Source organism: Schumannella luteola (assembly GCF_013408685.1).
Classification (GTDB): Bacteria; Actinomycetota; Actinomycetes; order Actinomycetales; family Microbacteriaceae; genus Schumannella; species Schumannella luteola.
Window position 1 is genome coordinate 2,626,903 of the sequence record NZ_JACBZY010000001.1, and the last position, 23,110, is coordinate 2,650,012.

A 23,110-nucleotide genomic window follows, 5' to 3' on the forward strand; every position below is an offset into this window, starting at 1 on the left:
GTCAGTGCTCGGCGGCCAGCCGGCGGGCGATCCGGGCGGCGAGCTCGCCGAGCTCGGAGCGCAGCGCGGGCTCGAGACGCTGGCCGTCACTCGCCTGCAGCTCGGCCGACAGCGCCAGCACCCGGGCGAGCATCCCGATCTCGAGCTCGGCGTCACCGGCGGACAGCGCCGTGGATCGCGAGGCGCCGTCGGCCCGATCCTCGAGGTCGGCGCTGACGGCCGCGACCGGGGCGGGCTCCGGCTCGGCGACGCGCTGCATCGGTCGCGCCGGAGCCACGATCGTCGGGCGGCGGCCGGACTCGTCCGGTGCCGCTCCCGCGCCCAGCACCTGCACGCGAGCCCCGCCGTGGCGATGCCAGATCGACGCCGTCCAGGCGCAGAGCAGCGCATCGAGCAGATCCTCGCGGTGCTTGTAGGGCGCGTCGAGCAGGGGCGAGTCGTCGTCGACGAGCGCCGCGGAGAGCGGATGCGAGCGCATCCGCAGCGGCGGATCGGCCGTGTCGAGCCCCGTCATGCGCTCGATCAGCTGATCGCACGCCGCGGCGCGCAGCACCCGGGCCTCAGTGCGGGAGGCGGCGGGATCGAGCCGCTTGTAGCGCGGCCGGCGCTCGTCGTAGCCGAGCTCCTCCATGCCCACGATCGTCGTGTACGGGTAGCACTCGAACAGGGCGACGCGGTCGGTCGGCGCGGGCTCGGTTCCGTCGACGTAGACGAAGCCGGCGTGTTCGAGCCGCTCGCGCAGCAGCGTGCCGCCCTGCAGCGGGCTGGCGAGGTTCATCGGGTTGGCGGCGACCTTCCACCGCCCGTAGCCGGACGCGACCTCACGCTCGGCCTGCCGCATCCCGGCCGCGTTGGTGACGACGAGCGGGGCGTCGATCGCGATCACGTCGCCCGGCGCCGCGGAGGCGATCAGCCAGGCCGCGACCGCATCCACCCCGCGTTCCCAGCCTGCTGAGAGCACGGCGCCGGTCTCGTCGATCACGGCCAGCCCGGTCTCGTTCGCGGCACGGGCGGGGGTGCTGTCGCGCCAGGCGAGATCGACCCCGAAGAAGCGCGGCATGGCGCGAGGCTATCGGGCGCGACGCATGCGGGATGCCCCGAGTCCGAGGGTGTTCCTAGGCTGGGGGCATGAGCGACGCCCCCGACCACCTCGCCCTTCCCGTCGACGCCATCTCGGCCGGCCGCCTCGCGGAGCGCGGCCTGCACTACCGGCTCCTGGACACCGCCGATGAGGCCGCCTATGCGGCCTGGATCCGCGCCGACGAGCGCGGCTTCCACGGGCCGGCGTCGACCGACGAGCAGAATGCCTTCTCGCGGGTCGCGATGGGATCCCGGCGCACGACCGGCGTGTGGGATCCGCAGTCGGTGCTCATCGCCGAGCCGGTCGCGACCGTCAACAGCTGGCCCGTCGAGCTCAGCGTGCCGGGGGAGCGGACCGTCGGCACCTGGGCGATCAGCTCGGTCACGGTGTCGCCCACGCACCGCCGCCGCGGCATCGCGCGAGCTCTGCTCGAGGGGGAGCTGCGCACGGCTCAGCGGCTCGGCCTGCCGCTCGCTGCGCTGACCGTCTCCGAGGCGACGATCTACGGTCGCTACGGCTTCGGGCCGGCGACGACGGCGGCCGACTGGCGCATCGACACGCGCGCGGCTGGCTGGGTCGGCGACGAACCGGAGGGGCGCGTCGACTTCATCCCGGTCGAGGACTACGCGCGCGTCGCCTACGAGCTGCACGAGACCGCCCGCATCCAGAGCCCCGGCGAGGTCGACGGCTGGCCGCAGCGCTGGCGTCAGTTCGCCGGGCTGCGACCGGGCGACAGCGACGCGGCCGGCGTGCGCGCGGTGCAGTTCCGTGAAGACGGCGAGGTGCGCGCCGCGGCGGCCTTCCGCATCGTCGAGGACCCGCAGCGCGACGAGCACAGCACGGTGCGCGTCCTCCACCTCGACAGCACGACCCCCTCGGCTCGACTCGGTGTGTTGCGCTTCCTGCTCTCGCTCGATCTCGTCGCACGGCTCGACGCGAACCTGCTCTCGGCCGACGAGCCGCTGCGCTGGCGGCTCGCCGACCAGCGTGCCGCCGAGGTGACCGTGCGCGATCACGAGTGGCTGCGCATCCTCGACGTGCCGCGCGCACTCGAGGCGCGTCGCTTCTCCGGCGCCGGGCGCTGGCGGCTCGACGTGGCGGACGAGCTCGGCTTCGCGAGCGGGCGGTGGCTGGTCGAGTCGGATGCCGAGGGCGGTGTGCGGGTCGGCGACGCCGGGCACGACGAGGACGCTCCGCTGCTGCGCACCGACGTGGCGACGCTGGGCTCGCTCTACCTCGGCGGGGTCGGGGTGCGCACCCTCGCGGACGCCGGACGCACCGCCGGATCGGATGCGGAGGCGGTCGCCATCGCGGATCGTGTGCTGCACAGCGCCGTGCCGCCCTTCCTCAGCTTCTGGTACTGAGCGGCGGGCGGGGCGTCAGAGGCCGAGCAGGGCCCTCGCCTGGTCCTGCACGAGCGTGACGAGCTCGGGAAGGCGGTCCCCGGCGAGCAGGTAGCCGGCCGCAGCTGCGCCGAGCAGCACGACGAAGACCGCGAGCGGTGCGACGCCGTTGCGCTTCTGCCGCGCGAGCGACAGGGTGCGCAGCGCCAGGTACGGCAGCGGGGTCAGCAGGCCGATGACCGCCGTGACCCGCTTCTCGACGCCGCGCTTCGCGAGCGCCGCGTCGTCGGCGGCGGCGAAGACGACGCCGAGCAGCAGCGTGAGCGCACCCGCGCCGAGCAGGGCGAAGTCGGCGACGGCCGGCACCACGAGCGGCAGCACGAGGGCCGCGGTCGCGAGCACCGCCGCGACGATCGGGAGCAGCGCGAGCAGCCAGGCGCCCACGGTCTGGACGCTCTCGGTGCGCGGACCCGACTTCGCTGCGCCCGCGGGCGCAGCCTGGTCGCTCGTGCCGGCGGCCTTCTTCGCGCTCGCCGGCGCGACGGCCTTGCCCTGCTTGGCGGTCTTCCGGGCCTTGGCGCCCTTGCCCGACCTGCCGGCCTTGCCCGGCAGCGCGTCGGCCTCGGGCGTCGCCGGGTCGACGGCGAAGGGCAGCTGCTTCATGAGCTCGTCGAAGCTGACCCCGGAGGCGGCGACGACGACGTCGGTGCCCGGCGTGCTGCCCGCGACGACGGGCGGTGGGGCGGCGGCGAGCTGCTCGAGCAGCGGGGAGTTGACGGAGGTCTCCATGACCTCGGGGACGAGCGAGACCGGACGGGGCGCGGGCTCGGGCTCGACAGCGAGCTCGATGGAGGAGGCCTCGGCGACGGGGATCTCGGCGGCGGGCGCGGTCTCAGACGGGTCGCCCGCATCGGCAGGACGGATCTCGACGCCGGGTTCGGGCGTCGTCGTGGTAACGTCCCGCGCCTGCTCGACAGCGGGACGGGGCTGCAGGTCCAGATCGTCGATGCTTTCGAGATCCTCGTCGAGATCGACGTCATCCCTGGCCTCGACAGCGGCGACCAGTTCGGAGCCCGCGGGCTCGACGATGACGGGTGCAGCTGCCAGGGCCGGGGTCTGGCCGGTCTCGGCGGCGATGAAGGCCGCGATCTCGCCGGTGGTCACACCCTCGGTTCCGGCGGCCTCGCGGGCCGCCGCTGCGACGTCCGGTTCGCCGGCGGCGCGATGGGCGCCGCGGCTGCGCGGGCGCTCGTCGGAGGCCTCGACGTCGTCCTTCTTCGTCGGACGCTCGATCGTGTGCTGGCTCCAGGTCTCGCCCGTCCACCAGCGAAGTCGCTCTGCGTTGGCCGGATCCTTGTACCAGCCGGCAACGGGCAGACGCACCGCCAGATCAGTCACGCTTCCCCCCTCAAGTCGGCATGCCCTCTCACTGTAGGCAGGCGACGGGCGTCGCACAGTCCCCAGGACGTGGGGCATCCGCCCGAGGGATGCCGCGCGCGGCCGCCCCGCCCGAGCGTGCACATCCGCTCACCGCGTCGGCCGCGCTGCCGCGATCCGCGTACCCTGGTCGAGGCCCGCGGAGCGTCTCCGGGTCGGAGAGGGTGAGCGTTGCCGGTTGAGGAGTGCATCCACGGACTGGAGCCGGGACTGTGCGACATCTGCACCCCGCGCGTCGTCGAGGAGCCCGTTCGGTCCACGCCGTCGCGCACAGCCAAGCCGAGCATCGCGCGCACCTCGCTGCGCACGCCTCCGCCGGACCGCAGCGGCGCTCGTGTGGCCGCCGCGCCCCCGCCCGTCCGCATCGACCGCGGCACCCAGCGACTGTTCCACGTGACCCACGTCGACAATCTGCCCGGCATCATCGCCGACGGCCTCGTGCCGGGCGCCGAGCCCGCTGTCGACCTCAGCTCTCCGGTCACGCGCGAACTGCGCCGCGAGACCGAGGTCGCCGGGCTCCCCGTCTCCGCGACGGTCGCCTTCCACGTCTCACCCGAGGCGAGCCGCTGGGTGGAGCTGCGCTCGGGCGCCGAGGGGGCGACCTGGTCGGACGCCGCGCGGGCCACCGCCTCGGCCGATCTCGTCGTGCTGGTGTCCACGATCGCCGCCGTGTCGGCCGGGGTCGAGGCGACGGTGCTGACCGACGGCGACGCCGCCGGCACGACGACGCGCTTCGCGGTCGGCGAGGAGGCGCAGACCACCATGCTGCGCCGACTGCGCTTCGAGGAGGACGGCCTGCTCGGCGCCGAGTTCCTGGTGCCCGCGGTGGTCCCGTTCGCGGCGATCGCGGTGATCGGGCTCGCCAACGAGCCGGCCAAGGAGCGGCTGCGCGCACTGCTGCCCTCGGGGCGCACCCCCAAGGTCAGCGTCTATCCGCCCTGGTTCCAGCCCGCCGAGGACTGAGCAGCCACGCCGCAGCTCGCGCGTTCCGGGCCGTGACGTCAGGCTGATCCGAGCAGCGCGGCCGCCGCGATGCCGAGCGCGGTGGACGCCGCCGACAGGATGATGCCGAGGCGCACCTCGCCGCCCTGGCGGTGCACGAGGGCGATCCGTGCGGCGAGCAGTCCGACGACGCTCGTCAGCGCCCAGACCGGCGAGAGCGGCTCCCAGTCGCGGCGGCGGAGCTCGCGCGCGTCGAGGCCGAGCAGGAGCGCCGCGAGGGCGTGCACGAGCACCAGCACGAGCAGCACTCCGAACACGGCCGAGAAGCCGACGCCGCGGAGCACGGTCCAGCCGAGCGGCAGCAGCAGCCCGAGGACGAGCGGGAGCGCGACGAGAGCCCACGCCGCGGGGGTGCGCGAGGAGCGGTCTCCCGCATCCGGCTCCTCGACCGGGGCGGCGGTCCAGGTGGAGCGGCGCGGGCCGACCGGGTCGGGCCGGCGCCGGGGCGGCCGCGGCAGGTCGTCGCCGAGCTCGTGCAGGCGTCGATCGAGCTCCGCGTCCTCGCGCAGCAGCTCGGCCAGAGACGGGGCGGGGATGGCCTCGGTCGGCACCCGCGCCGCGCCGTCGGCAGCGGTCGGCCGCTCACGCGTCGCGGCGGTCCAGCGCGCGCCGTCCCACCAGCGCAGCTCGCCTCCGGCGGCGGGGTCGTCGTACCACCCGGCGTCGGGGCTGGTGCTCAGCGTGTCGGTCACCGATCGCTCCTCCTCGGTCGCGTGACCCAGGGTAGGTAGCCGACGGGCGTCGGTCAGGCCCCCGTTCGGGCCACGGTCACGCGGCCTCGGTCCAGGCCTCCTCCCCAATCGCGCGTTCGATCGATTCCCCACGGATCGTGACCGGGTGGATCTGCGGGCCCGCCCGTCGCCCCAGGCTGGCCGCATGACGATCCCCCACTACGACCAGACCGTGCTCACGCCGCTCGACTCCGATGCCCTGGTGCTGCGGCGTGCGGAGGAGCTCATCGGCCAGGCCCGCCGTGACCAGCTCTGGCTGCTGCTGCTCGACCGCGCCGACGTGCAGCTGCCGGTGCTGCTTCCCATCGACGACCTCCCCAGCGAACCGGATGAGCTCGCCTCCGAGGGCTTCGCGGGAGTGTTCAGGATGCTGCGGACCGAGACAGAGGCGCGGGCGGTGGTCGCGGTGCTCGAGCGGCCGGCGCTCACGACGCTCCCGCCGGGGGACCGCGCGTGGATCCGGGCCCTGCACGAGGCGGCGACCGTGTCGGGCCTGCGTCTGCGGGCGAGCCTTCTCGCCGGAGCTCAGGGACTCCGCTGGATCGCTCCTGACGATTGGGCCTGACGCCTCCCATCGCCCGCTCATGCCGATGGCGGAATCTCCCGGCCGGGACTCGATAAGGTTCCGCTCATGCCCGACAGCCCGCTCTCCGCGAGCCCCTACGACGTGCTCGGGGTTCCGCCGACCGCGTCGCAGGACGAGCTGCGGCGGGCCTTCCGTCGCCAGATGCGCGTGACGCACCCCGATGCCGGCGGCTCGACCGCCGCCTTCGACGCCGTGCAGCGGGCGTGGTCGCTGATCGGCGATCCGCAGAGCCGCGCCCGGTACGACGGCTCGGCAGCCGCCGACGAGCAGCCGCAGGTGTGGGCGCCGAGCGCGCCGCGCGCCCGGCAGGACACGCGGGCGAGCGCCCGCTCATCCGGTCATCCAGGCGGCTGGTATCGCCAGCGCTACCTCGACGAGGTGCGCGCCTGGATCGGCCTCGGCGACCCGATCCCCGACCCCTACGACCCGGCCCTCGTGCGGCGCGCGCCGTGGGAGGTGCGTTCGCTGCTCGCGGCGGCCGTCGCCGAGGAGGAGACCGCACGGCGCCTCGGCACCCTCGGGATCGGCTTCACGCTCTGGCACGACGTCGCGGCCGGCGACGGCAAGATCGACCACGTCGTGCTCGGTCCGACGGGACTGTGGGCCGTGCAGTCGGCCGACTGGGGAGCGCCCGTCACGGCGCGACGCGGCGACCTCGTGGGCGACGGCATCGAGCCGGGCGCGCGCCCGGTGCGCGAGACGGTCCTCGACGCGCGCAAGCTCGGCCGGTCGGCCCATGTGCGCTTCACCGCGGCGCTCATCGTCGTGCCCGACGGTCACGCTGATGGCGTCGAGGACATCGGCGAGATGCGCGGCGTCGTGACGCTGCTGGCCGAGCGCTCACGCGCGGTCGACCTGCTGCGTCGCGGCATCCCCGGCGTCGCGATCGGCGGCACCGATCTGTTCGAGGTGCGCAGCCGCCTCCAGGCGGCGATCCGCTTCATCTGAGCCGGTGCCGGTGCGGTGAGCTCCGCGGGCCTCGCGCGATCCTCAGCCCTGAGCCGCGATCGCGGCCGACTGCCCCGTCGAACCGGGCTCGCCGGCCGGGATCGGGAACGCCACGACGGCCGTGCCGTAGACGCACACCTCGGTCCACTGCTGACCGATCTCCGAGGCGTCGAAGCGCATCGCGATGATCGCGTTGGCGCCGCGCTGCTGCGCCTCGACGACCATGCGGTTCATCACCTCGTGACGGCTCTCGTAGAGCGCCTGGGTCAGCTCGGGCAACTCGCCGCCGCCGATCGCGCGGAAGCCCGCCAGCAGGTTCGAGCCGAAGTCGCGGGAGCGCACGGTCAACCCCATCACCTCGCCGAAGACGGCGTCGATGCGATAGCCGGGGATGTCGTTGCCAGTCACGATGATCATGCGCTGAGCATCCCACGAGGCGGGCTCAGCGGCCGTGCACCCCGGCCGCGTCGAGGATCCAGGCGAGCTCGAAGGCCCGACGCCGCCAGCCCGCGTAGCGACCGGAGACGCCGCCGTGACCGGCGCTCATCTCGCAGCGCAGCAGCACGGGCGCGTTCACCTCGCGCAGTCTCGCGACCCACTTCGCCGGCTCGACGTAGAGCACCCGGGTGTCGTTGAGACTCGTCACGGCGAGGATGCGCGGGTAGTGGGTGTCGCGCACGTTCTCGTAGGGCGAGTAGCCCTTCATCAGCGCGTAGACCTCGGCGTCGGCGAGCGGATTGCCCCACTCGTCCCACTCGACGACCGTGAGCGGCAGCTCCGGATCGAGGATGCTCGTGAGCGGATCGACGAAGGGCACCGCGGCGAGCACGCCCGAGAACAGCTCCGGAGCGAGGTTCGCGACCGCGCCCATGAGCAGCCCGCCCGCGGACCCGCCCTCGGCGACGAGACGGTCGGGCGCCGTCCAGCCCCGGTCGACCAGGTGGCGCGCCGCGGCGACGAAGTCGGTGAAGGTGTTGCGCTTGTGCTCGAGCCGGCCCTGCTCGTACCAGCGCCGGCCGCGCTCACCGCCTCCGCGCACGTGAGCGACGGCGAAGACGACGCCGCGCTCGAGCAGGCTGAGCCGCGGGATCGAGAACCCCGGGTCGATGGAGTGCTCGTACGAGCCGTAGCCGTACAGCAGCAGCGGAGCCGGCGCGGTCGGCAGACCGTCCGCGTCGAGGCCCACGAGGTCGGGGCGGAACACCAGCGAGATCGGCACCTGCTCGCCGTCGGGCGCCTCGGCCCAGACGCGGCGCTGCACATAGAGCGCCGGGTCGTAGCCGCCGAGCACGGGCTGGCGCTTGAGTTCGCGCCGCTCTCCGGTGCGCAGATCGAGCTCGCTCACGACCGTCGGCGTGACGAAGCTGGTCTGCGTGAGCCGTACGGTCGGCTGCTCCCACTCCGGTCCGCCGCCGGCGCCGAGGGTGAACAGCTCCTCGTCGACCTCGAGCTCGCGGAACTCGGGCTCTGTCGTCGTCGCGTCGAGGCGGGCGAGCGCCACGCGGCGCAGCGTGTCGCGGCGGTAGTGCAGCACGAGGTGGTGGGCGAAGGCCGAGACGCCGCTGACGCGCACGCCCTCGCGGTGCGGCACGAGCTCCTGGCGCGCGCCCGCCGGATCGGCCGGGTCGACCGCGTCGATGCGGAAGTCGGGTGCGCCCTCGTTGTGGGTGATCAGCAGCCGGTCGTGTCCGCCGATCACGGCGTGCACGATGTCGTACTCGACGCCGTCGCGCCGCGGCCACACCACCCTCGGCTCGGCGGTGGGCGTGGAGGCGTCGATGAGGTGCACCTCGCTCGTGATCTTCGACCCGAGCTCGATGACGAGGTAGCGGCGGCTGCGCGAGAGGCCCACGCCGACCCAGAAGCGCTCGTCGGGCTCCTGCAGCACGACGGCGTCGTCGGCCGGGGCCGAGCCGAGGCGGTGGCGCAGCACGCGATCGGGGCGCCAGGCCGCATCCACCGTCGTGTAGAAGATCCACTCGCCGCTCGCGTCCCACAGCGCGTCGCCGGAGGTGCCGGGGATGCGCTCCTCCCGGTCGACGCCGGTCGCGAGGTCGCGGATGCGCAGCTCGTAGCGCTCGTCGCCGACGGCGTCGACGCTCCACAGCAGCAGGGCTCCGTCGGGGGAGACGTCGAGGGTGCCGATCGAGAAGAAGTCGCCGTCGGCCTCGGCGTTGCCGTCGAGGATGATCTGCTCACCCTCGGGGGCCGAACCATCGGCGGGGAGCGACGGCGGTGTCCAGTCGGACTCGTCGGCGACCGGGATGCGGCAGTGCAGCGCATACTGCGAGCCCGCTTCGGTGCGGGCGTAGTACCACCAGCCGCCTTCGCGCACGGGCACGCTGAGGTCGTCCTCCTGGGTGCGCCGGGTGATCTCCTCGTAGACGAGTTCCTCGAGCACGGCGAGGTCGGCGGTCTGCCCGTCGGTGTAGGCGTTCTCGGCGTGCAGGTGGGCGAGCACCTCGGGTTCGTCCTTGGCGCGCAGCCACTCGTAGTCGTCGACGACCACGTCGCCGTGGTGACGGCGCTCGACGGGGCGGCGGGCGGCGACGGGCGGTTCGAGACTCATGCCACCACAGTAAGACGGTCGGGGCGTGCGGACCCTGCGCGTCGAGAGAGCGCGGCGGCGCAGCGCGCAATGGCGGTAGCCGGGCGGAGCAGCCCGCGCGTTCCGGAGCTGAGCGCCCGTTAGCATCGGGGGCATGCGCCGCACGGTCACCGATCTGGTCCGGATCCTCGGTCGCAGCCTCGCCGCGCTCATGGCGTGGTACCTCGCCGGCGAGCTGGTGCGTCAGGTGGTCATCTCGACGGCGGCGCCGCTCTCCTTCGACAGCGGACTTCTGCCACTCCTGTTCCTGCCGATCGCCGTGCTGGCTCGTCTCGTGGCCTTCGTCGGCATGTTCCTCGTCGCACGTGGAGCGATGCGCGAGTATCTGGCCGTACCGGGTGGCGGCATCCCCCCGACGTTCCGCGGACGCGTGCGCGAGTTCGGCGACGTGCTGTTCTCGTCGATCGTGCCGTTCTTCGTGCTCTACGCGCTGATCGGCGGAGTCGCCGACGATCTCTCCGACTACGCCGTCACGGCGTTCTACTACAGCTTCGGGTCGGGGCGCTACGTCCTCGACCCCGGCAGCGGCCCGGTCGTGGCCTCCGTCGTCGTGGTCGCCTTCGTGCTGCGCATCCTCATCGACCGGCTCCGCGACCGGTTGCCGTCATTCTTCGCCGTCGTGGAGATCTACCTGGAGGCCACCTGGATCTTCGTCGCCGTCGGCGGCCTGTCCACGGTGTTCGGCGAGGCGGGAGGCTGGTTCGCGTCGCGGCGCATCGTGGTCGCCATCCAGGATCTGCGCGGTGATCTGGAGTCGCTCTGGTCGGGGGTCGGCCTGATCTTCCGCGGTATCGATGGCGCCATCCCGCTGCTCCTGCAGGTCATCGTGCTGCCGGTGGCGTGGCTGGTGATCGGCGGTGTGCTGTACAGCCGGGCGATCGCGGAGTCACGGCACGAGCGGCTGATGCCGGTGAAGGTCGAGGCGCGCCTGCGCGTGCGACTCGCGACGATGCCGCGCCCGGTGCGACGCTGGATCCGCGGCACGGTGAGCCTCTGGTACGAGACCGCGGAGCCACTGCTGATCAGCGCGCGGATGATCCTGCACGCGCGGGCTCGCACCCTTGTGATCCTCATGACGCTCTCCGGCCTCCTGTACGCCGTGCACCAGTGGCTGTTCCGCGGTGTGCTGGTGCTGATCGGCCCGCACGACATGGCGTACGCCCGCGACGAGTTCCACAACGTCTCGGTGCTGATCGGCCTGGTGACCGAGCCGCTCCGCATCGCGCTGCTGGCGGCGGTGTTCGATCAGGTGATCGGCCGCTGGTGGCGGCGGCGCACGGGTGAGCTCCCGCCGCAGCGTGTGCGCATCCGCGCACCGCGTCGTTCCGCCGCGGAGACCGACGATCAGCGGATGGGGTCGTCGGGCAGTGCGAGCCGGTAGACGCTGCGGGCGTAGCTCTGCGCCTTCGATCCGGTGAATCGGATCTCCAGCCACGCGTCGTCATAGACGGCCTCCGGCACGAGGAAGACGCCCTCGTAGGTGAGCCGCTCCCCGTCGTCGGAGAAACGGCACAGCGAGCGGGTGCCGCGGGATGTCCCGTAGTCGTACTGCGACGGGCTGCTCTCGCTGGTCCAGGCCCGGTCCACATCCCCAGGCCCTCCCGGCGCCGCCAGCACGATGTCGCAACTGCCCGGGTCGGCCGGGGCGTCGTCGCCGGGGGTGATCGATACCAGCACGCCGACGAGTGCGTAGCCCTTCGGCACGGTGACCGGGCTCGCGCTCTCCGCCGTGAAGATCCCGGCCTTGCTGATGCGGAAGGACGTGCCCTGCTGCTCGAGGTCGTCGCCCGTCGCGACGCGGTGCACGGGCGTCGTCGAGGCGCCACCGCCCGGCAGGAACGGCTCGGCGACGAGCAGGACGGCGAGGGTGCCGCCGGCGACGACCATCACTCCCAGGGCGAGCAGGTTGCGTCGAAGCCAGGCCGTGGCCGGTGCGGCGCTCATCCGAGCGGCTCCACGGGTTCGGGTTCCGGGATCACGAGCGAGCGGGAGCGTGGCGCCGCACGGAGATCGACCTCGAAGGTGGGCACATCGTCCAGCGACGGCAGCACCGCGGTCTGCAGCCGCACCTCGGCTTTCGCCGCGGCGGCCTCGCTCAGCAGCTCGGTCGGGACCTCGAAGGCGATCGTGCCCCGTGTCGCGATGCCGGGGCCGTTCTGGATCGAACCGAGGTCGTTGCGCAGTCCCAGGTAGTTCGCGTACTCGCGACCGCCGACCACGAGCCGCGCTGACGAGATGCTCTCGGTCGCGCGGCGGGTCTGCACCGTCAGATGCACGACGACCCACCGGCCTGTCGTGTCGATCGTCTGAGGCGCCCAGTCATCGGTGGTCAGCGTGCGGGCGATCTCCACGTCGTCGAGTCGACTGAGCAGCAGACGGGTCGACACCACCTCGCCCTGCCGTCCGTGCACGGCGAAGGGCTCGGAGATCGCGGCGTTGTCCTTCGGCGCCGTCGCGGCGGCGATCATCGCCACGGCCAGGGCCGCGAGCGACGCGAGGACACGCGCCGACCGTTTCATGACGCGACCTCGATGTCGGCGACCTCGATGCGACCGACCGGGTGCGGCGAGGAGTAGGAGGTGTCGCCAAAGACCGGGTCGCCGTACACCCGATCCACTCGGTACACCCCGACGACGGCGTTGCGGGCGTCCGTCTCGTCAGCGGGCACGTCGAAGACGTAATCGAGTCGGGTGGCGACGCCGGGTTGCAGGGGCGAGGCGGACAATCCGCCATCGACGCGGTCGACTGTGCTGGTGTCGTCGGTCTGGTCGAGCGCCGAGCCGTAGTTGATGCCGATGCGCAGGTTCGCCACGAACAGCGGCACGGTCCCGAGGTTCGTCTGCGTGACCGACACGATGAGCCACCTCCTGCCCTCGGCGGCCTCGAGGTCTCCCGCCGGGCGACGATCGGTGAGGGTGACCGACTCGATGACGGTGGCGGCTCCGCTCGCCTCGATCCGTTCGCCGATCCTGTAGCTGTCGACCACGCGGCCCTCGTCATCGGCGAGCCCACCGAGTGCGATGACCAGGATCACGCCGACGAGCGCGACGGCGGCAACGGCGGCGATCGCGATGCGACGCGTGAGTCTCGCCCGATCCTGCGTCATGAGGACAGGCTACCGAGATCGTGAGCGACCGTCAGACAGAGGACCCCGCTCCGTCAGGCGGCGGTCAGCGCGCTGTCGATGTCGCGTCGTGCTGCGGTGAGTCGCGCGATCGTGGCGAGGGGGATGCCGACCGCCTGGGGACGCGTGCGATGCTCCGAGACCGCGTCGAACACGGCGAGATCGAGCTGCAGCGCGACGAGCAGCGGGGTCTCCTCGACGCCCGCGCCCTCGAGCAGCGCCGCGCGGGCGCGCTCGGCCCAGACCGGGTTTGCTCCGGTGAGCCCGGCGGCGTAGTCGAGCGAACGCAGCACGGCCGCGAGGTCGCGGTCGGGCAGGTCGGTGCGGTCGTCGGCCGGGGCCGGAGCGGGTCCGGAGTGGTCGGCGATCTGCCACGCGCCGCCGGGGGTGCGGCGCAGCGCGGTGAGCTCGAGTGCACCGTGCACGCTCTGGGCGTCGGGCCAATCGGCGTTCTCGGCCAGGTCGAGCACGCGCTGCGCGCCCAGGGAGTGCGGCGCGAGGCCGGGCACGAGGTGAGAGGCGGCGAGGAGCCGGGTGCGCCAGGAGTCGAGGGTGCGGGTGCGCTCGGCGGCGCTCACCCGGCGTGCGGTCGCGCCGAAGCCGTCATGCATCCGGGCGATCGCGGCGCCGATGCGGCGCAGCTCGTCGTCGACCGGGCGTCCGGCTCGGGCTGCGGCGGCGAAGAAGGTCCAGCCGTCGACGAGCCCGGCCTGGCTCTCCTCGGCGAGCGCCAGGTGCGCGGCTTCGACCCAGCCGTCGTCGTCGGTCCACCGCACCGGCAGCGTCCCCACGAGTCGGGGTCGGACGCCGAGGCCGGCGAGCCGCGCGGCGGCATCCGCGTCGGGGTGCGGGCCGGGCAGCACCTGGCGGTAGACGGTGACGGTGATCTCGGGTCGCCCGTAGACCTGCACGTGCAGGCGGGCGCTCGGGCCGGCATCCTGCACGGCCTCGCAGCGCACGACGAAGCGATCGTCGGCGGGGTCGACCAGGGTGCCGGTCTCGTGCATCGCCGCGAGGAGCGCGGCGGCGTAGGAGGTGTCGCCCACGCCGTCGAACAACGCGGCACCGCCGTAGCCTCGCCCGATCCAGCGCGGGTCGCCCGGCTCGGGCGCGATGTCGCGCTCGACGATCGGCACCTGGTAGATCACGCCCTCAGGCCGTGCCTCGTCTTCGACGACGAGCACGCGCACACGGGCGGTCGGATCGGCGGAGGGGAGGAAGACCTCGACGAGCTCGCGCAGACGCGGGGCGGATCCGGGAACCGCGACGTACCAGTCCTGCTGAGACATCCACTGGGCGATCCGGTCCAGGGTGCTCTGCATGTGACAGTTATATCCCCCCAACGGGGGTCACCGGCTGCGCGTGCGCCGGGAACGGCGTGGCGGCTCAGCCGCCGTCGCTCATCCGGACGACGGCGGCGAGCGGGATGCCGACCCAGTCGGGGCGGTTGCGCGCCTCATAGCTCACCTCGTAGACCGCCTTGTCGAGCAGCAGCGCCGTGAGCAGCTCGGGCGGTCCCGGAAGCGCCCCGGCCGCATCCGCGTAGCCCTCGAGGTAGGCGGTCGCGGCCGCCTCGGCCCAGCGGGCCCCCGACTCGCCGTGCCCGGCTCCGGCGTAGTCGAAGCTGCGCAGCATGCCCGCGACATCCCGCAGCACCGGCTCGGGGTGCGTCCGCTCGGCGAGCGAGCGCAGCGGTTCTCCCTCGAAGTCGATCAGCAGCCAGCGGCCGTCGGCCGCGTGCAGCGCCTGCCCGAGGTGGAGGTCGCCGTGGATGCGCTGCAGCTCACCCCAGGACGAGGCGGCCGCCGCCGCGTAGCGACCCCGGATCGCGTCGGCGCGCTCAGCGAGCTGAGGGACCGCGGCGACGGCGTCGTCGAGCCGCTGCTCCCAGACCCGGGTGAGCGCTGCGACGTCATCGTCGGTCGCGCCGACCGTTCCGAGCTCGGCCGCGAGCCCGCGATGGGCCGCCGCCGTGATGGCGCCGAGCTGACGGGCTTCGGCGCCGAAGTCGATTCCGCCGGCGGCGGCTCGGCTCGCGAGCGACCAGCCGTCGACCGCGTCGGCCACGAACTCCTGCACGACGGCGAGATCGCCGCGCTCGGCTGCGCCGGCATCGACAGACCACTCCGCGGAGAGCGATCCGATGAAGCGCGGCACGACCGGCGAGCCGGTGTGGGTCAGGGCGCGCTGCAGCTCGATCTCGGGGTTCTCGCCGTGGCGGACGACACGGAAGAGCTTGATCACGAGGTCGCGGTCGCCGTCGCGCCCGATGACGAGCGAGGTGTTCGACTGCTCGCCGGCGAAGGGGACGGCGGGGGAGCGCGGCGCCTCGCCGATCTCGGCTCCGGCCCTCTCGAGTTCCGCGAGCACGGCCTCCGCGTAGGCCGGATCGCGAGCGCCGTCGTGCAGGGCGCCGCCGGGGAGCTCCACGATACGCGCCGCGGCGTCCGGAGTCGGGGCCGGCTGATCGCGGTCGGGACGAACGACGAGAGCGAGCTGGTAGACCGGCCGGCGCGGGTCCGCGTCGTCCGCGACGAGCAGCGTCACCGGCAGCGCTCCGTCGGGAGTCGCGGCCAGTTCGATGCGCGCGACCTGGCGCAGTCGCGGCGTCGAGCCCTTCGCCGCGTACCAGCGCTGCTCGCGCATCCAGGCCGCAAGGGCCGCCCAGCCGTGGGGATCGAGTTCGGGGAAGGGGGCGTCGGTCACGGGGCTCCTCTCGCGCGCGATCGGCCTCCCCGGTTCGGGTGCCCCTCACGACGGGCGCCACCCGAAGACGGAGGCGCGCCGCGCGGGCCGGATGCCTACCGTCGTCGCCAGGGGGGAGACCATGAGCACCATCGCACATCTCGGCGAGTCGATCGACGCCGGTCAGGCATCGCTCAGCGGGCTCTGCGGCGAGCAGAGCGATCTCGGCGCGTTGCTCGGGCAGCTCGACGACGAGCGCTGACGCCGGATCAGTCCAGGTCGTCGGCGGACGCGTCCAGCGGGGCGCCGAGCGGATCGCCGGCGTCGTCGTGACCGCCGTCGACGGCGCCAGGGATGCGGTCGACCGCCCAGCCCGCGAGACGCCATCCGCTCTCCGGAGCGCCCTCGAGCACGACGATCCCGGTGTTCGAGAGCGGGCGTCGCGCTGAGAAGTCCGCACCGAGGCCCTGAGCGCGGCGCGCCACCCAGACCCGGATCGCGGCGCTGTGCGTGACCAGCACGGCCGAACCCGTCACGCCATCGCGGTGAGCGGAGCGCAGTCGCCGCACGATCTCGGCGATGCCGGCATCGAAGCGGTCGAAGAACTCTCCACCGTCCTCGCCGCCGGGGATGCGCGGAGCGAGATCGCCCGAGCTCCAGGCGAGCGCGGTCTCGAGGTAGCGGTGCACGAGGCGCGGATCGGTGACGCCCTGCAGGTCGCCCGCGAGGATCTCCTCGCTGCCCGCGATCAGCCGCAGGGGGAGTGCGCGGGCGGACGCGAGGGGCTGCGCGGTCTCCCGCGTGCGCGTCATGGAGCTGTGACCGAGCACCGCGATCCGCTCGCCGGCGAGCCGGTCGACCAGCGCCGCGGCCTGGGCGCGTCCGAGCGCGCTCAGCCGAGCGCCGGGCGCCTCCGCGTCGAGCACGCCGCGCTCGTTGAGCACGGTCTCGCCGTGCCTCACGAGCAGCAGCCGCACCGGACCCACGGACCCTGCGGCGCTCATCGCACCTCGAATGCCGTGTCGGCCTCGTCGTCGGCGACGTCGATCGGCCGCAGCTCGACCGACGCGACCTCGGCCCAGCGCGGTCCTTCGTGGAGCCACCGCTCGAGGTCGTCGATCCGCTCGACCGGGCCCTGCGCCTCGAGCTCGACCGACCCGTCGGGGCGGTTGCGCACCCATCCGCTCAGTCCTGCGCTCTCGGCGTGCTCGAGCGTCGCCCAGCGGAATCCGACACCCTGCACGCGGCCGGTGACGACGGCGTGGATGCGGCGCGCGGCGGTCATCACGCCACGGTACCCGGGGCGTGCCCGTCGATGCGGAGCGGCGGGGGCGAGGTCAGGCCAGGCGCACCTGGAGCACGAGCAGCCAGACGAGGAGGTCGTGCCGGTACATGGCGAGCAGCGCGCCGGTGGTGGCGATCGCCACGAGCGGCATCAGCACGGTCGTGACGGTGAAGGCGCGAGTTCGCGCCCCCTGTCGCTGCAGGACGAACTGGCGGGCGAGCAGGTAGACGAACGGGCCGAGCACCACCCAGGCAGGGCTGGCCTGAGCACCCCAGCCCATTCCGCGCAGGCGCCTGCGGTCGACGAGCGCGAGCACCACCGGCGGCACGATCAGAGCGACCGGCAGCAGGAGCAGCACGATCGCGAACTCCGGCAGCTCGACGGCGAAGCCGAGCAGAGCGAGCGGCAGCACGGCCGAGAAGACCGGGGTCAGGGCGAGCAGCACCGAGGCCGTGGTCACCGAGCCGGTGGGCATGAGTCCTCGCCACCAGTCGTCGGCGCGCCGGCTCGGCGCCGGCGATGCGGTTGCGACCGCGGGCGCGGCGACGGCCTGCACCTCGGGGGGAAGCCGGAGCTCCGGGGCCGGCGCGATCGGCCGGCCGTCGGGAGCGAAGTCCGGGACGAAGGCGCCGGTGCTCTCCGGAGCGTCGACGCCCGGGGTCGGGACGACCGCGCCCGTGGCGATCTGAGCGCCGGCCGCCGGAGCGGCGGGGGCGAGCTCGCGTCCGGGCGACGCGGGCGTCGGCTCCGCACGGTCCGGTGCGCGGGTCTCGGCAGGGCGCGGTGCGAGCAGCGGCGCCGCGGCGGCCGTCTGCGGGGCCGGCGCGGGCAGAGCCGTGCGCTCGGGCGACGGCGGGGCGCTCACCGGCGATGAGGGTGCGGGAGTCGCGAGCGCCACCGGCTCGGGCAGCGCGGTCGCGGCGGCGTCGAGCACGGCGGTGCCGGGCGCCGGCCCGCCGACGAGCTCGCCGGGCTGCGGGATCGAAGGCGTGGCCGGGGTCGAGGCCGTGGCCGGCGTCGCCGCCGCGTCCACGGCCGGAGGGAATGCCGCCGCCAGGAAGTCGTCGAAGCTCGGTAGCGGCGCCGGCTCGGCCGGGGTCGGCTCGGGTCGCACCGCGACGGGCACCGGCTCGGGCGCGAAGACCGCATCGGGCACGAGTCCGAGCGAGGGGATGACGTCGGCGGCGGGGCGCAGCTGCGTCACACGGGCGAGCGGCTCGGCATCGGACTCACGGCGCGCGGTTTCGCGGGCGGCCATCCGGGCGGCACGGCGCGGCGAGGCGGCGGCGCGCTGGTCGTCGACGGAGTAGGCGGAACCGAGCGGCGGAGGGACGGCGACGGGCGCACCCGCCGGCTTCGGCATGGCGTTGTCGGTCCAGACGATGCCGTCCCACCAGCGCAGCCCGGCGGCGTCGGTCGGGTCGTCGTACCACCCGGCCCGCGGCCGCGCGCTCGCGACGTCGGTCATGATCGTTCCCCCAGTGTCGTGCCGCACGTCCCCCCTGGTCGCGCGGTACCCCTGAATTCTAGGAATCCCGGGGTGAGGCGCGCCTCACCCCGACCGGGGGCCAGGGTGAGCGGTCGCGCCCGATCGCAGCGGGCGCCGATGACACGGAAGGGCGCCCCGAGAGAGATCTCGGGGCGCCCTTCCGCTCAGCTGCGTGGCGGCGGAGTCAGAGCTCGCCGACCGGAGCGGCGCGCTCCGGCTTCGCGGCGACGTTCTCGGTCCAGCCGAGGCCGTTCCACCAGCGCACGATCGTGGCGTCGTCGGGGTCCTCGTACCAGCCGGCGGCGACGACGCGGTTCACCTGGTCGCTCATGGCCGTCAGCCCTGGTCGCCCTGGTCGAAGCTGTAGATGCCCCAGTTGTCGACCTGCCAGGTGAACCAGCCGTTGGCCCGCTGCAGGCTGACGTTGATGCCCCAGCCGATCGGGTCGGAGGCGTTGTTCTTCGCCTTGCAGATCATCCCGTCGCCGACGATCGTCGGAACGGTCTCGGGGCAGGTGACGATGATGTCGGCGCCGAAGGCCTTGGCGCTGGCCGTGATCGACGACTCGGCCTGGTGGGCGAAGGTGGCCGGCGCGAGCGAGATGATCAGGCCGGGAACGGCGACGACCGCGACGAGGTTGACGGCGGCGAAGCCGAGCATCCCGAGCAGCGGGCCGAAGCCGCGACCCGAGCGGCGCACGAGCTGCACGAATCGGGCGATCAGGTAGACCGGGCCGGAGAGCACCGAGAACGCCCAGTGCGCCGGCGCGAGACCGCGCTCGCGCAGGATCTTCCAGTCGAAGAAGGCGAGCACGATCGAGCCGAGGTAGGGCACGACGAGGCTGATGACGAGCTGCAGGGTGCCGCCGGAGTGCGACAGCAGGAAGAACATGGTGACGAGCAGCACGTAGAGCGGCGTCATCGCGATGACCCACGCGGGACCGGTCGAGGTCGAGCCCTTCGCCGTGGTCGCAGCCAGCGGAGCGGCGGCCATGTCGTCGGCCGCGGCCGGGATGAAGCTCTCCGACGCCTCGCTGACGTGAGAGAAGGCACTGCGCGACGCGGAGAGCGCGTCGCCGAGCAGGTCGTCGAAGCGGGTGTCGAGGTCGAAGGCGGGCGTGGTCGGCGCGTTGCTCGGCACGAACTCGGCGAACTTCGCCGCCGGCGAGAGCTCCTCCTCGACGATGGCCTCCTTGACCGGGGCTTCGAGCGAGAGCAGGGCCTCCTGCGTCGGCTTCGCGGGCTCCTCGGCGAGGAGAGTCGCTCCCGCGTCGGTGGCGGGAAGCTCGTCCTCGGCGTCGGCGAAGGTCAGCCGGGCCTGCTGGGTGACGGTCTCCTGCGCGACCATCGGCTGGCGCGCATCCGAGGTGTACTCGGTCCAGGCGTGGTTGTCCCACCACCGCAGCTGCGGCAGTCCGAGCGGGTCGGGATACCACCCCGCAGGAACGCGAACATCTCCCTCAGCCACCGTGACGATCCCCTTTGCCATCGTTGCGGCGCGGACCCCCGCCCGCGCCAGGACCGAAACCCGATCGATCCTTCTGGACTGGGAGCCTAGGGGAGAGCTGTGCGCGCCGGAACGGGGTGGGCGCGCCCCCTCCGGGGGACAGGCTGGCCCCATTTGGAGGGCATCCGGGGGACAGGCCGGCGTCCGTCGGCTCGGTTCGACGCGGTGCGGCAGACTCGACGGGTGCTCGCCGACCTGCTGACCCGCCCCTGGGACGCCGACGCCTTCGCCCAGGGCTTCATGTCCTGGTCGGAGGGGCGCGGCCTGCCCCTCTACCCGGCGCAGGAGGACGCGCTGCTCGAGCTGCTGCTCGACCGCCACCTCGTGCTCAGCACCCCGACCGGCACCGGCAAGTCGCTGGTCGCGATCGCCGCGCACGCGATGGATGTGGCGCAGGGCCGCCGCTCGGTGTACACGGCGCCGATCAAGGCGCTGGTGAGCGAGAAGTTCTTCGCGCTGGTCGAGCTCTTCGGGGCGGAGCGCGTGGGCATGATCACGGGCGACACCCGGGTCAACCCGGACGCGCCGATCCTGTGCTGCACGGCCGAGATCATCGCGAACGCGGCCCTCCGCCACGGTGACGAGGCCCCCTACGACACGGTCGTGATGGACGAGTTCCACTTCTACGCCGACCCGGAGCGCGGCTGGGCGTGGCAGGTGCCGCTGCTGCAGATGCCGCGCACCCGCTTCGTGCTCATGTCGGCGACGCTCGGCGACGTAAGCGCGATCACGTCGGATCTCGAGCGCCGCACGGGGCGCGAGGTCGGGATGGTGACGGGGGTGCAGCGGCCCGTGCCGCTCGACTTCCGCTACGAGCTGACGCCGGTGCAGGAGGAGGTCGAGTCGCTGCTCGCCGACGGCCTCGCTCCGATCTACCTGGTGCACTTCTCGCAGGCCGCCGCGATCGAGCGGGCTCAGGCGCTCGCGAGCGTGCGGGTCGCCGATCGCGCCCACCGCGACCGCATCGCCGAGGCGATCGCGGGTTTCCGCTTCGCCCCCGGCTTCGGCGCGACGCTCAACCGGCTCATCCGCGCCGGCATCGGCGTGCATCACGCGGGGATGCTGCCGAAGTACCGCCGCCTGGTCGAGACCCTCGCGCAGGACGGCCTGCTCAAGGTCGTCTGCGGCACCGACACGCTCGGCGTCGGCATCAACGTGCCGATCCGCACCGTGCTGTTCACGGCGCTGACGAAGTTCGACGGCACCCGGATGCGGCAGCTCAGCGCCCGGGAGTTCCATCAGATCGCCGGACGCGCCGGGCGGGCCGGCTACGACACCGCGGGCGAGGTCGTCGTGCTCGCGCCCGAGCACGAGATCGAGAACGCCAAGGCCGCGGCGAAGGCCGCCGCGAACCCGGGCAAGGCGAAGAAGGTCAGCAAGAAGAAGGCCCCTGACGGCTTCGTGAGCTGGGGACCCGGCAGTCTGGAGCGGCTGCAGAACGCGCAGCCCGAGACGCTGCAGAGCTCGATGACGATCACCGCCGCGATGCTCATCAACGTGATCGCGCGCGGCAGCGATGACGGCCGCGGGGTCTTCGACGACGTGCGCCGGCTCGTGCTCGACAATCACGAGGCCCCCGCGCGTCAGCGCGCGCTCGCCCGACGTGCGCTCGGCATCTACCGCACGCTGCGCACCTCCGAGGTCGTCGCGCAGGAGGGCGGCGGCTTCGACGGCACGGCCCGCATCCGCCTGACCGTCGACCTCCAGCCGGACTTCGCGCTCAACCAGCCCCTGTCGCCGTTCGCGCTCGCGGTGATCGAGCTGCTCGAGGAGGACGCTCCCGACTACGCGCTCGACGTGCTCAGCGTGATCGAGTCGACCCTCGACGACCCGCGGGCGATCCTCAGCCAGCAGCAGTTCACGGCCCGCGGCGAGGCGGTCGCCGCGATGAAGCGGGAGGGGATCGAGTACGAGGAGCGCATGGAGCTGCTCGAGCAGATCACCTGGCCGATGCCCCTCGAGCAGCTGCTCGCCGAGGCCTACGAGGTCTACGCCGGGTCACAGCCGTGGGTGCGCGACTTCGCGGTCTCGCCGAAGTCGGTCGTGCGCGAGCTCTGGGAGCGGGGGATGACCTTCGCCGAGTACGTCGCGTTCCACAAGCTCGGCCGCAGCGAGGGCCTCGTGCTGCGCTACCTCTCGGACGCCTTCCGCGCGCTGCGTCAGACGGTGCCCGACGAGGCGAAGACCGAGGAGGTGCGCGAGCTCATCGACTGGCTCGGCGAGGTCGTGCGCCAGGTCGACTCCTCGCTCGTGGACGAGTGGCAGGCGCTGCTCGAGCCGGGGGCCGCGGTCGCGACGAGCGCGACAGCGGCGCCGGTGCGGCCGCCGGGACCGGTCAGCGTGGTCGCCAATCGGCGCGCGTTCACGGCCATGGTGCGCAACGCCTTCTGGCGCCGGGTGCAGCTGGCCGCCCGTCAGGCCGACGACGAGCTGGTCGCCCTCGATCCCGACGTCGACTGGCCTGCCGCGCTCGACGCCTACTTCGACGAGCACGACTCGATCGGCATCGGCGCGGATGCCCGCTCGGCGGCGTTCCTGCACGTCGACGAGAAGGCGGACACCTGGCTCGTGCGTCAGACGCTCGCCGATCCGGCGGGAGATCACGACTGGGTCGTGCGCGGCGAGGTCGACCTCGAGGCGTCCGCCGCTGAGGGCATCGCCGTCGTGCGGATCAGCGCGGTGGAGCGGCTCGACGGCTGAGGCGTCAGTGAAGCCGGGCGCTGAGCCGGCTCACGGCAGGAAGCGCCGCAGCCCGCCGAGGCCCGGGCGACCGGGCGCGTCGTCGTCGGGGTCGCCGAGGTCGACCTCCCCGGTGAGCAGCTTGTCGCCCGGCTCGCGCAGCGCACGGCGGTGGTCGTCGGCGACCAGCTCGTCGTCGACCTCCTCGTCGGTCTGCTCGTGGGCGGCGCGCACCGACTGCACGATCCACATGAGCGCCGGCACCACGCCGACGGCGACCGCGACGAAACCGAGCACGGTGAAGACGATGGCCGCCACCGGGATCGCCTCGTGCGAGCACGCCCGGGCAGTGGCGTCGGCGCAGCCGCGGCTGATCGACGTCGTCACGTCGACGACGGCGAAGGAGACGGCGGCCGTGCCGAGCGAGCTCAGCGCGACCGCGCCGAGAGTTCTGCGAGACGGCACGGGCGTACTTTCCGGACGCTGCGGAGGGAGGGTGCGTCCGCGTTCAGGCTAGGGATCGGAGGCCATCGGGGGACACGCCCAGAACGGGGCACCCGCGCCCGGGGTACAGAACGGTCGTCCGCAAGGAGTGCTCACGACACT

22 protein-coding genes are annotated in these 23,110 nt (G+C 73.3%); 6 read left to right on the forward strand and 16 right to left on the reverse strand.

Annotated features, from left to right (window positions below):
- Position 1: 1 nt before the first annotated feature.
- Positions 2-1,060 (reverse strand): DUF429 domain-containing protein, encoded by a 1,059-nt coding sequence (locus tag BJ979_RS11880; protein ID WP_179568106.1) that lies wholly within the window; start codon positions 1,058-1,060, stop codon positions 2-4.
- 68 nt (positions 1,061-1,128) lie between these two features.
- Here BJ979_RS11880 and BJ979_RS11885 point away from each other — a divergent pair, with 68 nt between their 5' ends.
- Positions 1,129-2,445, forward strand: coding sequence for a GNAT family N-acetyltransferase (locus BJ979_RS11885; protein WP_179568108.1), 1,317 nt, complete (start codon positions 1,129-1,131; stop codon positions 2,443-2,445).
- A 15-nt stretch (positions 2,446-2,460) separates the two neighbouring features.
- On the opposite strand, the gene BJ979_RS11890 is transcribed toward BJ979_RS11885, so the two are convergent.
- Positions 2,461-3,822 carry a DUF2510 domain-containing protein gene (locus tag BJ979_RS11890; protein WP_179568110.1) on the reverse strand — a complete coding sequence of 454 codons (1,362 nt, stop codon included), beginning with the start codon at positions 3,820-3,822 and terminating at the stop codon, positions 2,461-2,463.
- Between the two features lie 210 nt (positions 3,823-4,032).
- Here BJ979_RS11890 and BJ979_RS11895 point away from each other — a divergent pair, with 210 nt between their 5' ends.
- Positions 4,033-4,824 carry a DarT ssDNA thymidine ADP-ribosyltransferase family protein gene (locus tag BJ979_RS11895; protein WP_179568112.1) on the forward strand — a complete coding sequence of 264 codons (792 nt, stop codon included), beginning with the start codon at positions 4,033-4,035 and terminating at the stop codon, positions 4,822-4,824.
- A gap of 38 nt (positions 4,825-4,862) precedes the next feature.
- Here BJ979_RS11895 and BJ979_RS11900 read toward each other — a convergent pair whose 3' ends face one another.
- Positions 4,863-5,555, reverse strand: coding sequence for a DUF2510 domain-containing protein (locus BJ979_RS11900; RefSeq protein ID WP_343046686.1), 693 nt, complete (start codon positions 5,553-5,555; stop codon positions 4,863-4,865).
- Positions 5,556-5,739: 184 nt separating this feature from the next.
- Here BJ979_RS11900 and BJ979_RS11905 point away from each other — a divergent pair, with 184 nt between their 5' ends.
- On the forward strand, positions 5,740-6,159 hold the full coding sequence (locus tag BJ979_RS11905; protein WP_179568116.1) for a hypothetical protein: 420 nt from the start codon (positions 5,740-5,742) through the stop codon (positions 6,157-6,159).
- A 66-nt stretch (positions 6,160-6,225) separates the two neighbouring features.
- Positions 6,226-7,128 carry a J domain-containing protein gene (locus BJ979_RS11910; RefSeq protein WP_179568118.1) on the forward strand — a complete coding sequence of 301 codons (903 nt, stop codon included), beginning with the start codon at positions 6,226-6,228 and terminating at the stop codon, positions 7,126-7,128.
- Positions 7,129-7,170: 42 nt separating this feature from the next.
- On the opposite strand, the gene BJ979_RS11915 is transcribed toward BJ979_RS11910, so the two are convergent.
- Together BJ979_RS11915 and BJ979_RS11920 are read right to left on the reverse strand one after the other, a co-directional pair.
- Positions 7,171-7,545, reverse strand: coding sequence for a YbjQ family protein (locus BJ979_RS11915; protein WP_179568120.1), 375 nt, complete (start codon positions 7,543-7,545; stop codon positions 7,171-7,173).
- 25 nt (positions 7,546-7,570) lie between these two features.
- Positions 7,571-9,697 (reverse strand): S9 family peptidase, encoded by a 2,127-nt coding sequence (locus BJ979_RS11920; RefSeq protein ID WP_179568122.1) that lies wholly within the window; start codon positions 9,695-9,697, stop codon positions 7,571-7,573.
- A 133-nt stretch (positions 9,698-9,830) separates the two neighbouring features.
- Here BJ979_RS11920 and BJ979_RS11925 point away from each other — a divergent pair, with 133 nt between their 5' ends.
- Positions 9,831-11,117 carry a hypothetical protein gene (locus BJ979_RS11925; RefSeq protein WP_179568124.1) on the forward strand — a complete coding sequence of 429 codons (1,287 nt, stop codon included), beginning with the start codon at positions 9,831-9,833 and terminating at the stop codon, positions 11,115-11,117.
- Here the strand turns inward: BJ979_RS11925 and BJ979_RS11930 are convergent.
- The 10 genes from BJ979_RS11930 to BJ979_RS17355 all read right to left on the reverse strand — a co-directional run bounded on the left by BJ979_RS11930 (position 11,081) and on the right by BJ979_RS17355 (position 19,786).
- Positions 11,081-11,680, reverse strand: a complete 600-nt coding sequence (locus BJ979_RS11930) for a hypothetical protein (RefSeq protein WP_179568126.1) — start codon at positions 11,678-11,680, stop codon at positions 11,081-11,083. The two genes, BJ979_RS11925 and BJ979_RS11930, sit on opposite strands and share 37 nt — an antisense overlap.
- On the reverse strand, positions 11,677-12,255 hold the full coding sequence (locus BJ979_RS11935) for a DUF4352 domain-containing protein (RefSeq protein WP_179568128.1): 579 nt from the start codon (positions 12,253-12,255) through the stop codon (positions 11,677-11,679). Before BJ979_RS11935 ends, BJ979_RS11930 begins: the two co-directional genes overlap by 4 nt.
- The gene (locus BJ979_RS11940) at positions 12,252-12,842 is read right to left on the reverse strand and encodes a hypothetical protein (RefSeq protein WP_179568130.1); all 591 of its coding nucleotides are present in this window, start codon (positions 12,840-12,842) and stop codon (positions 12,252-12,254) included. The genes BJ979_RS11935 and BJ979_RS11940 overlap by 4 nt, the downstream gene beginning before the upstream one ends.
- Positions 12,843-12,895: 53 nt before the next feature.
- Positions 12,896-14,182, reverse strand: a complete 1,287-nt coding sequence (locus BJ979_RS11945; RefSeq protein WP_179568132.1) for a maltokinase N-terminal cap-like domain-containing protein — start codon at positions 14,180-14,182, stop codon at positions 12,896-12,898.
- A gap of 64 nt (positions 14,183-14,246) precedes the next feature.
- Entirely contained in the window at positions 14,247-15,566 is a 1,320-nt protein-coding gene (locus BJ979_RS11950; protein WP_179568134.1) for a maltokinase N-terminal cap-like domain-containing protein, read from the reverse strand.
- Positions 15,567-15,814: 248 nt separating this feature from the next.
- Positions 15,815-16,549 carry a histidine phosphatase family protein gene (locus BJ979_RS11955; RefSeq protein WP_179568137.1) on the reverse strand — a complete coding sequence of 245 codons (735 nt, stop codon included), beginning with the start codon at positions 16,547-16,549 and terminating at the stop codon, positions 15,815-15,817.
- The gene (locus tag BJ979_RS11960) at positions 16,546-16,830 is read right to left on the reverse strand and encodes an acylphosphatase (RefSeq protein WP_179568139.1); all 285 of its coding nucleotides are present in this window, start codon (positions 16,828-16,830) and stop codon (positions 16,546-16,548) included. Before BJ979_RS11960 ends, BJ979_RS11955 begins: the two co-directional genes overlap by 4 nt.
- Positions 16,831-16,882: 52 nt before the next feature.
- Positions 16,883-18,298, reverse strand: coding sequence for a DUF2510 domain-containing protein (locus tag BJ979_RS11965; RefSeq protein WP_179568140.1), 1,416 nt, complete (start codon positions 18,296-18,298; stop codon positions 16,883-16,885).
- A gap of 205 nt (positions 18,299-18,503) precedes the next feature.
- Positions 18,504-18,650, reverse strand: coding sequence for a DUF2510 domain-containing protein (locus tag BJ979_RS11970; protein WP_179568141.1), 147 nt, complete (start codon positions 18,648-18,650; stop codon positions 18,504-18,506).
- Between the two features lie 5 nt (positions 18,651-18,655).
- Positions 18,656-19,786 (reverse strand): DUF2510 domain-containing protein, encoded by a 1,131-nt coding sequence (locus BJ979_RS17355; RefSeq protein WP_218853487.1) that lies wholly within the window; start codon positions 19,784-19,786, stop codon positions 18,656-18,658.
- Between the two features lie 279 nt (positions 19,787-20,065).
- Here BJ979_RS17355 and BJ979_RS11980 point away from each other — a divergent pair, with 279 nt between their 5' ends.
- Positions 20,066-22,525 (forward strand): DEAD/DEAH box helicase, encoded by a 2,460-nt coding sequence (locus BJ979_RS11980; RefSeq protein WP_179570297.1) that lies wholly within the window; start codon positions 20,066-20,068, stop codon positions 22,523-22,525.
- Between the two features lie 30 nt (positions 22,526-22,555).
- Here the strand turns inward: BJ979_RS11980 and BJ979_RS11985 are convergent, their stop codons facing one another.
- Complete coding sequence (locus BJ979_RS11985) at positions 22,556-22,969, reverse strand: hypothetical protein (protein WP_179568142.1); 414 nt, start codon at positions 22,967-22,969, stop codon at positions 22,556-22,558.
- Positions 22,970-23,110 lie beyond the last annotated feature (141 nt).

Coding starts and splice junctions, on each gene's coding strand:
- BJ979_RS11880 (WP_179568106.1), bottom strand. CDS start 1,060: ATGCCGCGCTTCTTCGGGGTCGATCTCGCCTGGCGCGACAGCACCCCC.
- BJ979_RS11885 (WP_179568108.1), top strand. CDS start 1,129: ATGAGCGACGCCCCCGACCACCTCGCCCTTCCCGTCGACGCCATCTCG.
- BJ979_RS11905 (WP_179568116.1), top strand. CDS start 5,740: ATGACGATCCCCCACTACGACCAGACCGTGCTCACGCCGCTCGACTCC.
- BJ979_RS11910 (WP_179568118.1), top strand. CDS start 6,226: ATGCCCGACAGCCCGCTCTCCGCGAGCCCCTACGACGTGCTCGGGGTT.
- BJ979_RS11915 (WP_179568120.1), bottom strand. CDS start 7,545: ATGATCATCGTGACTGGCAACGACATCCCCGGCTATCGCATCGACGCC.
- BJ979_RS11920 (WP_179568122.1), bottom strand. CDS start 9,697: ATGAGTCTCGAACCGCCCGTCGCCGCCCGCCGCCCCGTCGAGCGCCGT.
- BJ979_RS11925 (WP_179568124.1), top strand. CDS start 9,831: ATGCGCCGCACGGTCACCGATCTGGTCCGGATCCTCGGTCGCAGCCTC.
- BJ979_RS11930 (WP_179568126.1), bottom strand. CDS start 11,680: ATGAGCGCCGCACCGGCCACGGCCTGGCTTCGACGCAACCTGCTCGCC.
- BJ979_RS11935 (WP_179568128.1), bottom strand. CDS start 12,255: ATGAAACGGTCGGCGCGTGTCCTCGCGTCGCTCGCGGCCCTGGCCGTG.
- BJ979_RS11940 (WP_179568130.1), bottom strand. CDS start 12,842: ATGACGCAGGATCGGGCGAGACTCACGCGTCGCATCGCGATCGCCGCC.
- BJ979_RS11945 (WP_179568132.1), bottom strand. CDS start 14,182: ATGCAGAGCACCCTGGACCGGATCGCCCAGTGGATGTCTCAGCAGGAC.
- BJ979_RS11955 (WP_179568137.1), bottom strand. CDS start 16,549: ATGAGCGCCGCAGGGTCCGTGGGTCCGGTGCGGCTGCTGCTCGTGAGG.
- BJ979_RS11960 (WP_179568139.1), bottom strand. CDS start 16,830: ATGACCGCCGCGCGCCGCATCCACGCCGTCGTCACCGGCCGCGTGCAG.
- BJ979_RS11965 (WP_179568140.1), bottom strand. CDS start 18,298: ATGACCGACGTCGCGAGCGCGCGGCCGCGGGCCGGGTGGTACGACGAC.
- BJ979_RS11970 (WP_179568141.1), bottom strand. CDS start 18,650: ATGAGCGACCAGGTGAACCGCGTCGTCGCCGCCGGCTGGTACGAGGAC.
- BJ979_RS11980 (WP_179570297.1), top strand. CDS start 20,066: ATGTCCTGGTCGGAGGGGCGCGGCCTGCCCCTCTACCCGGCGCAGGAG.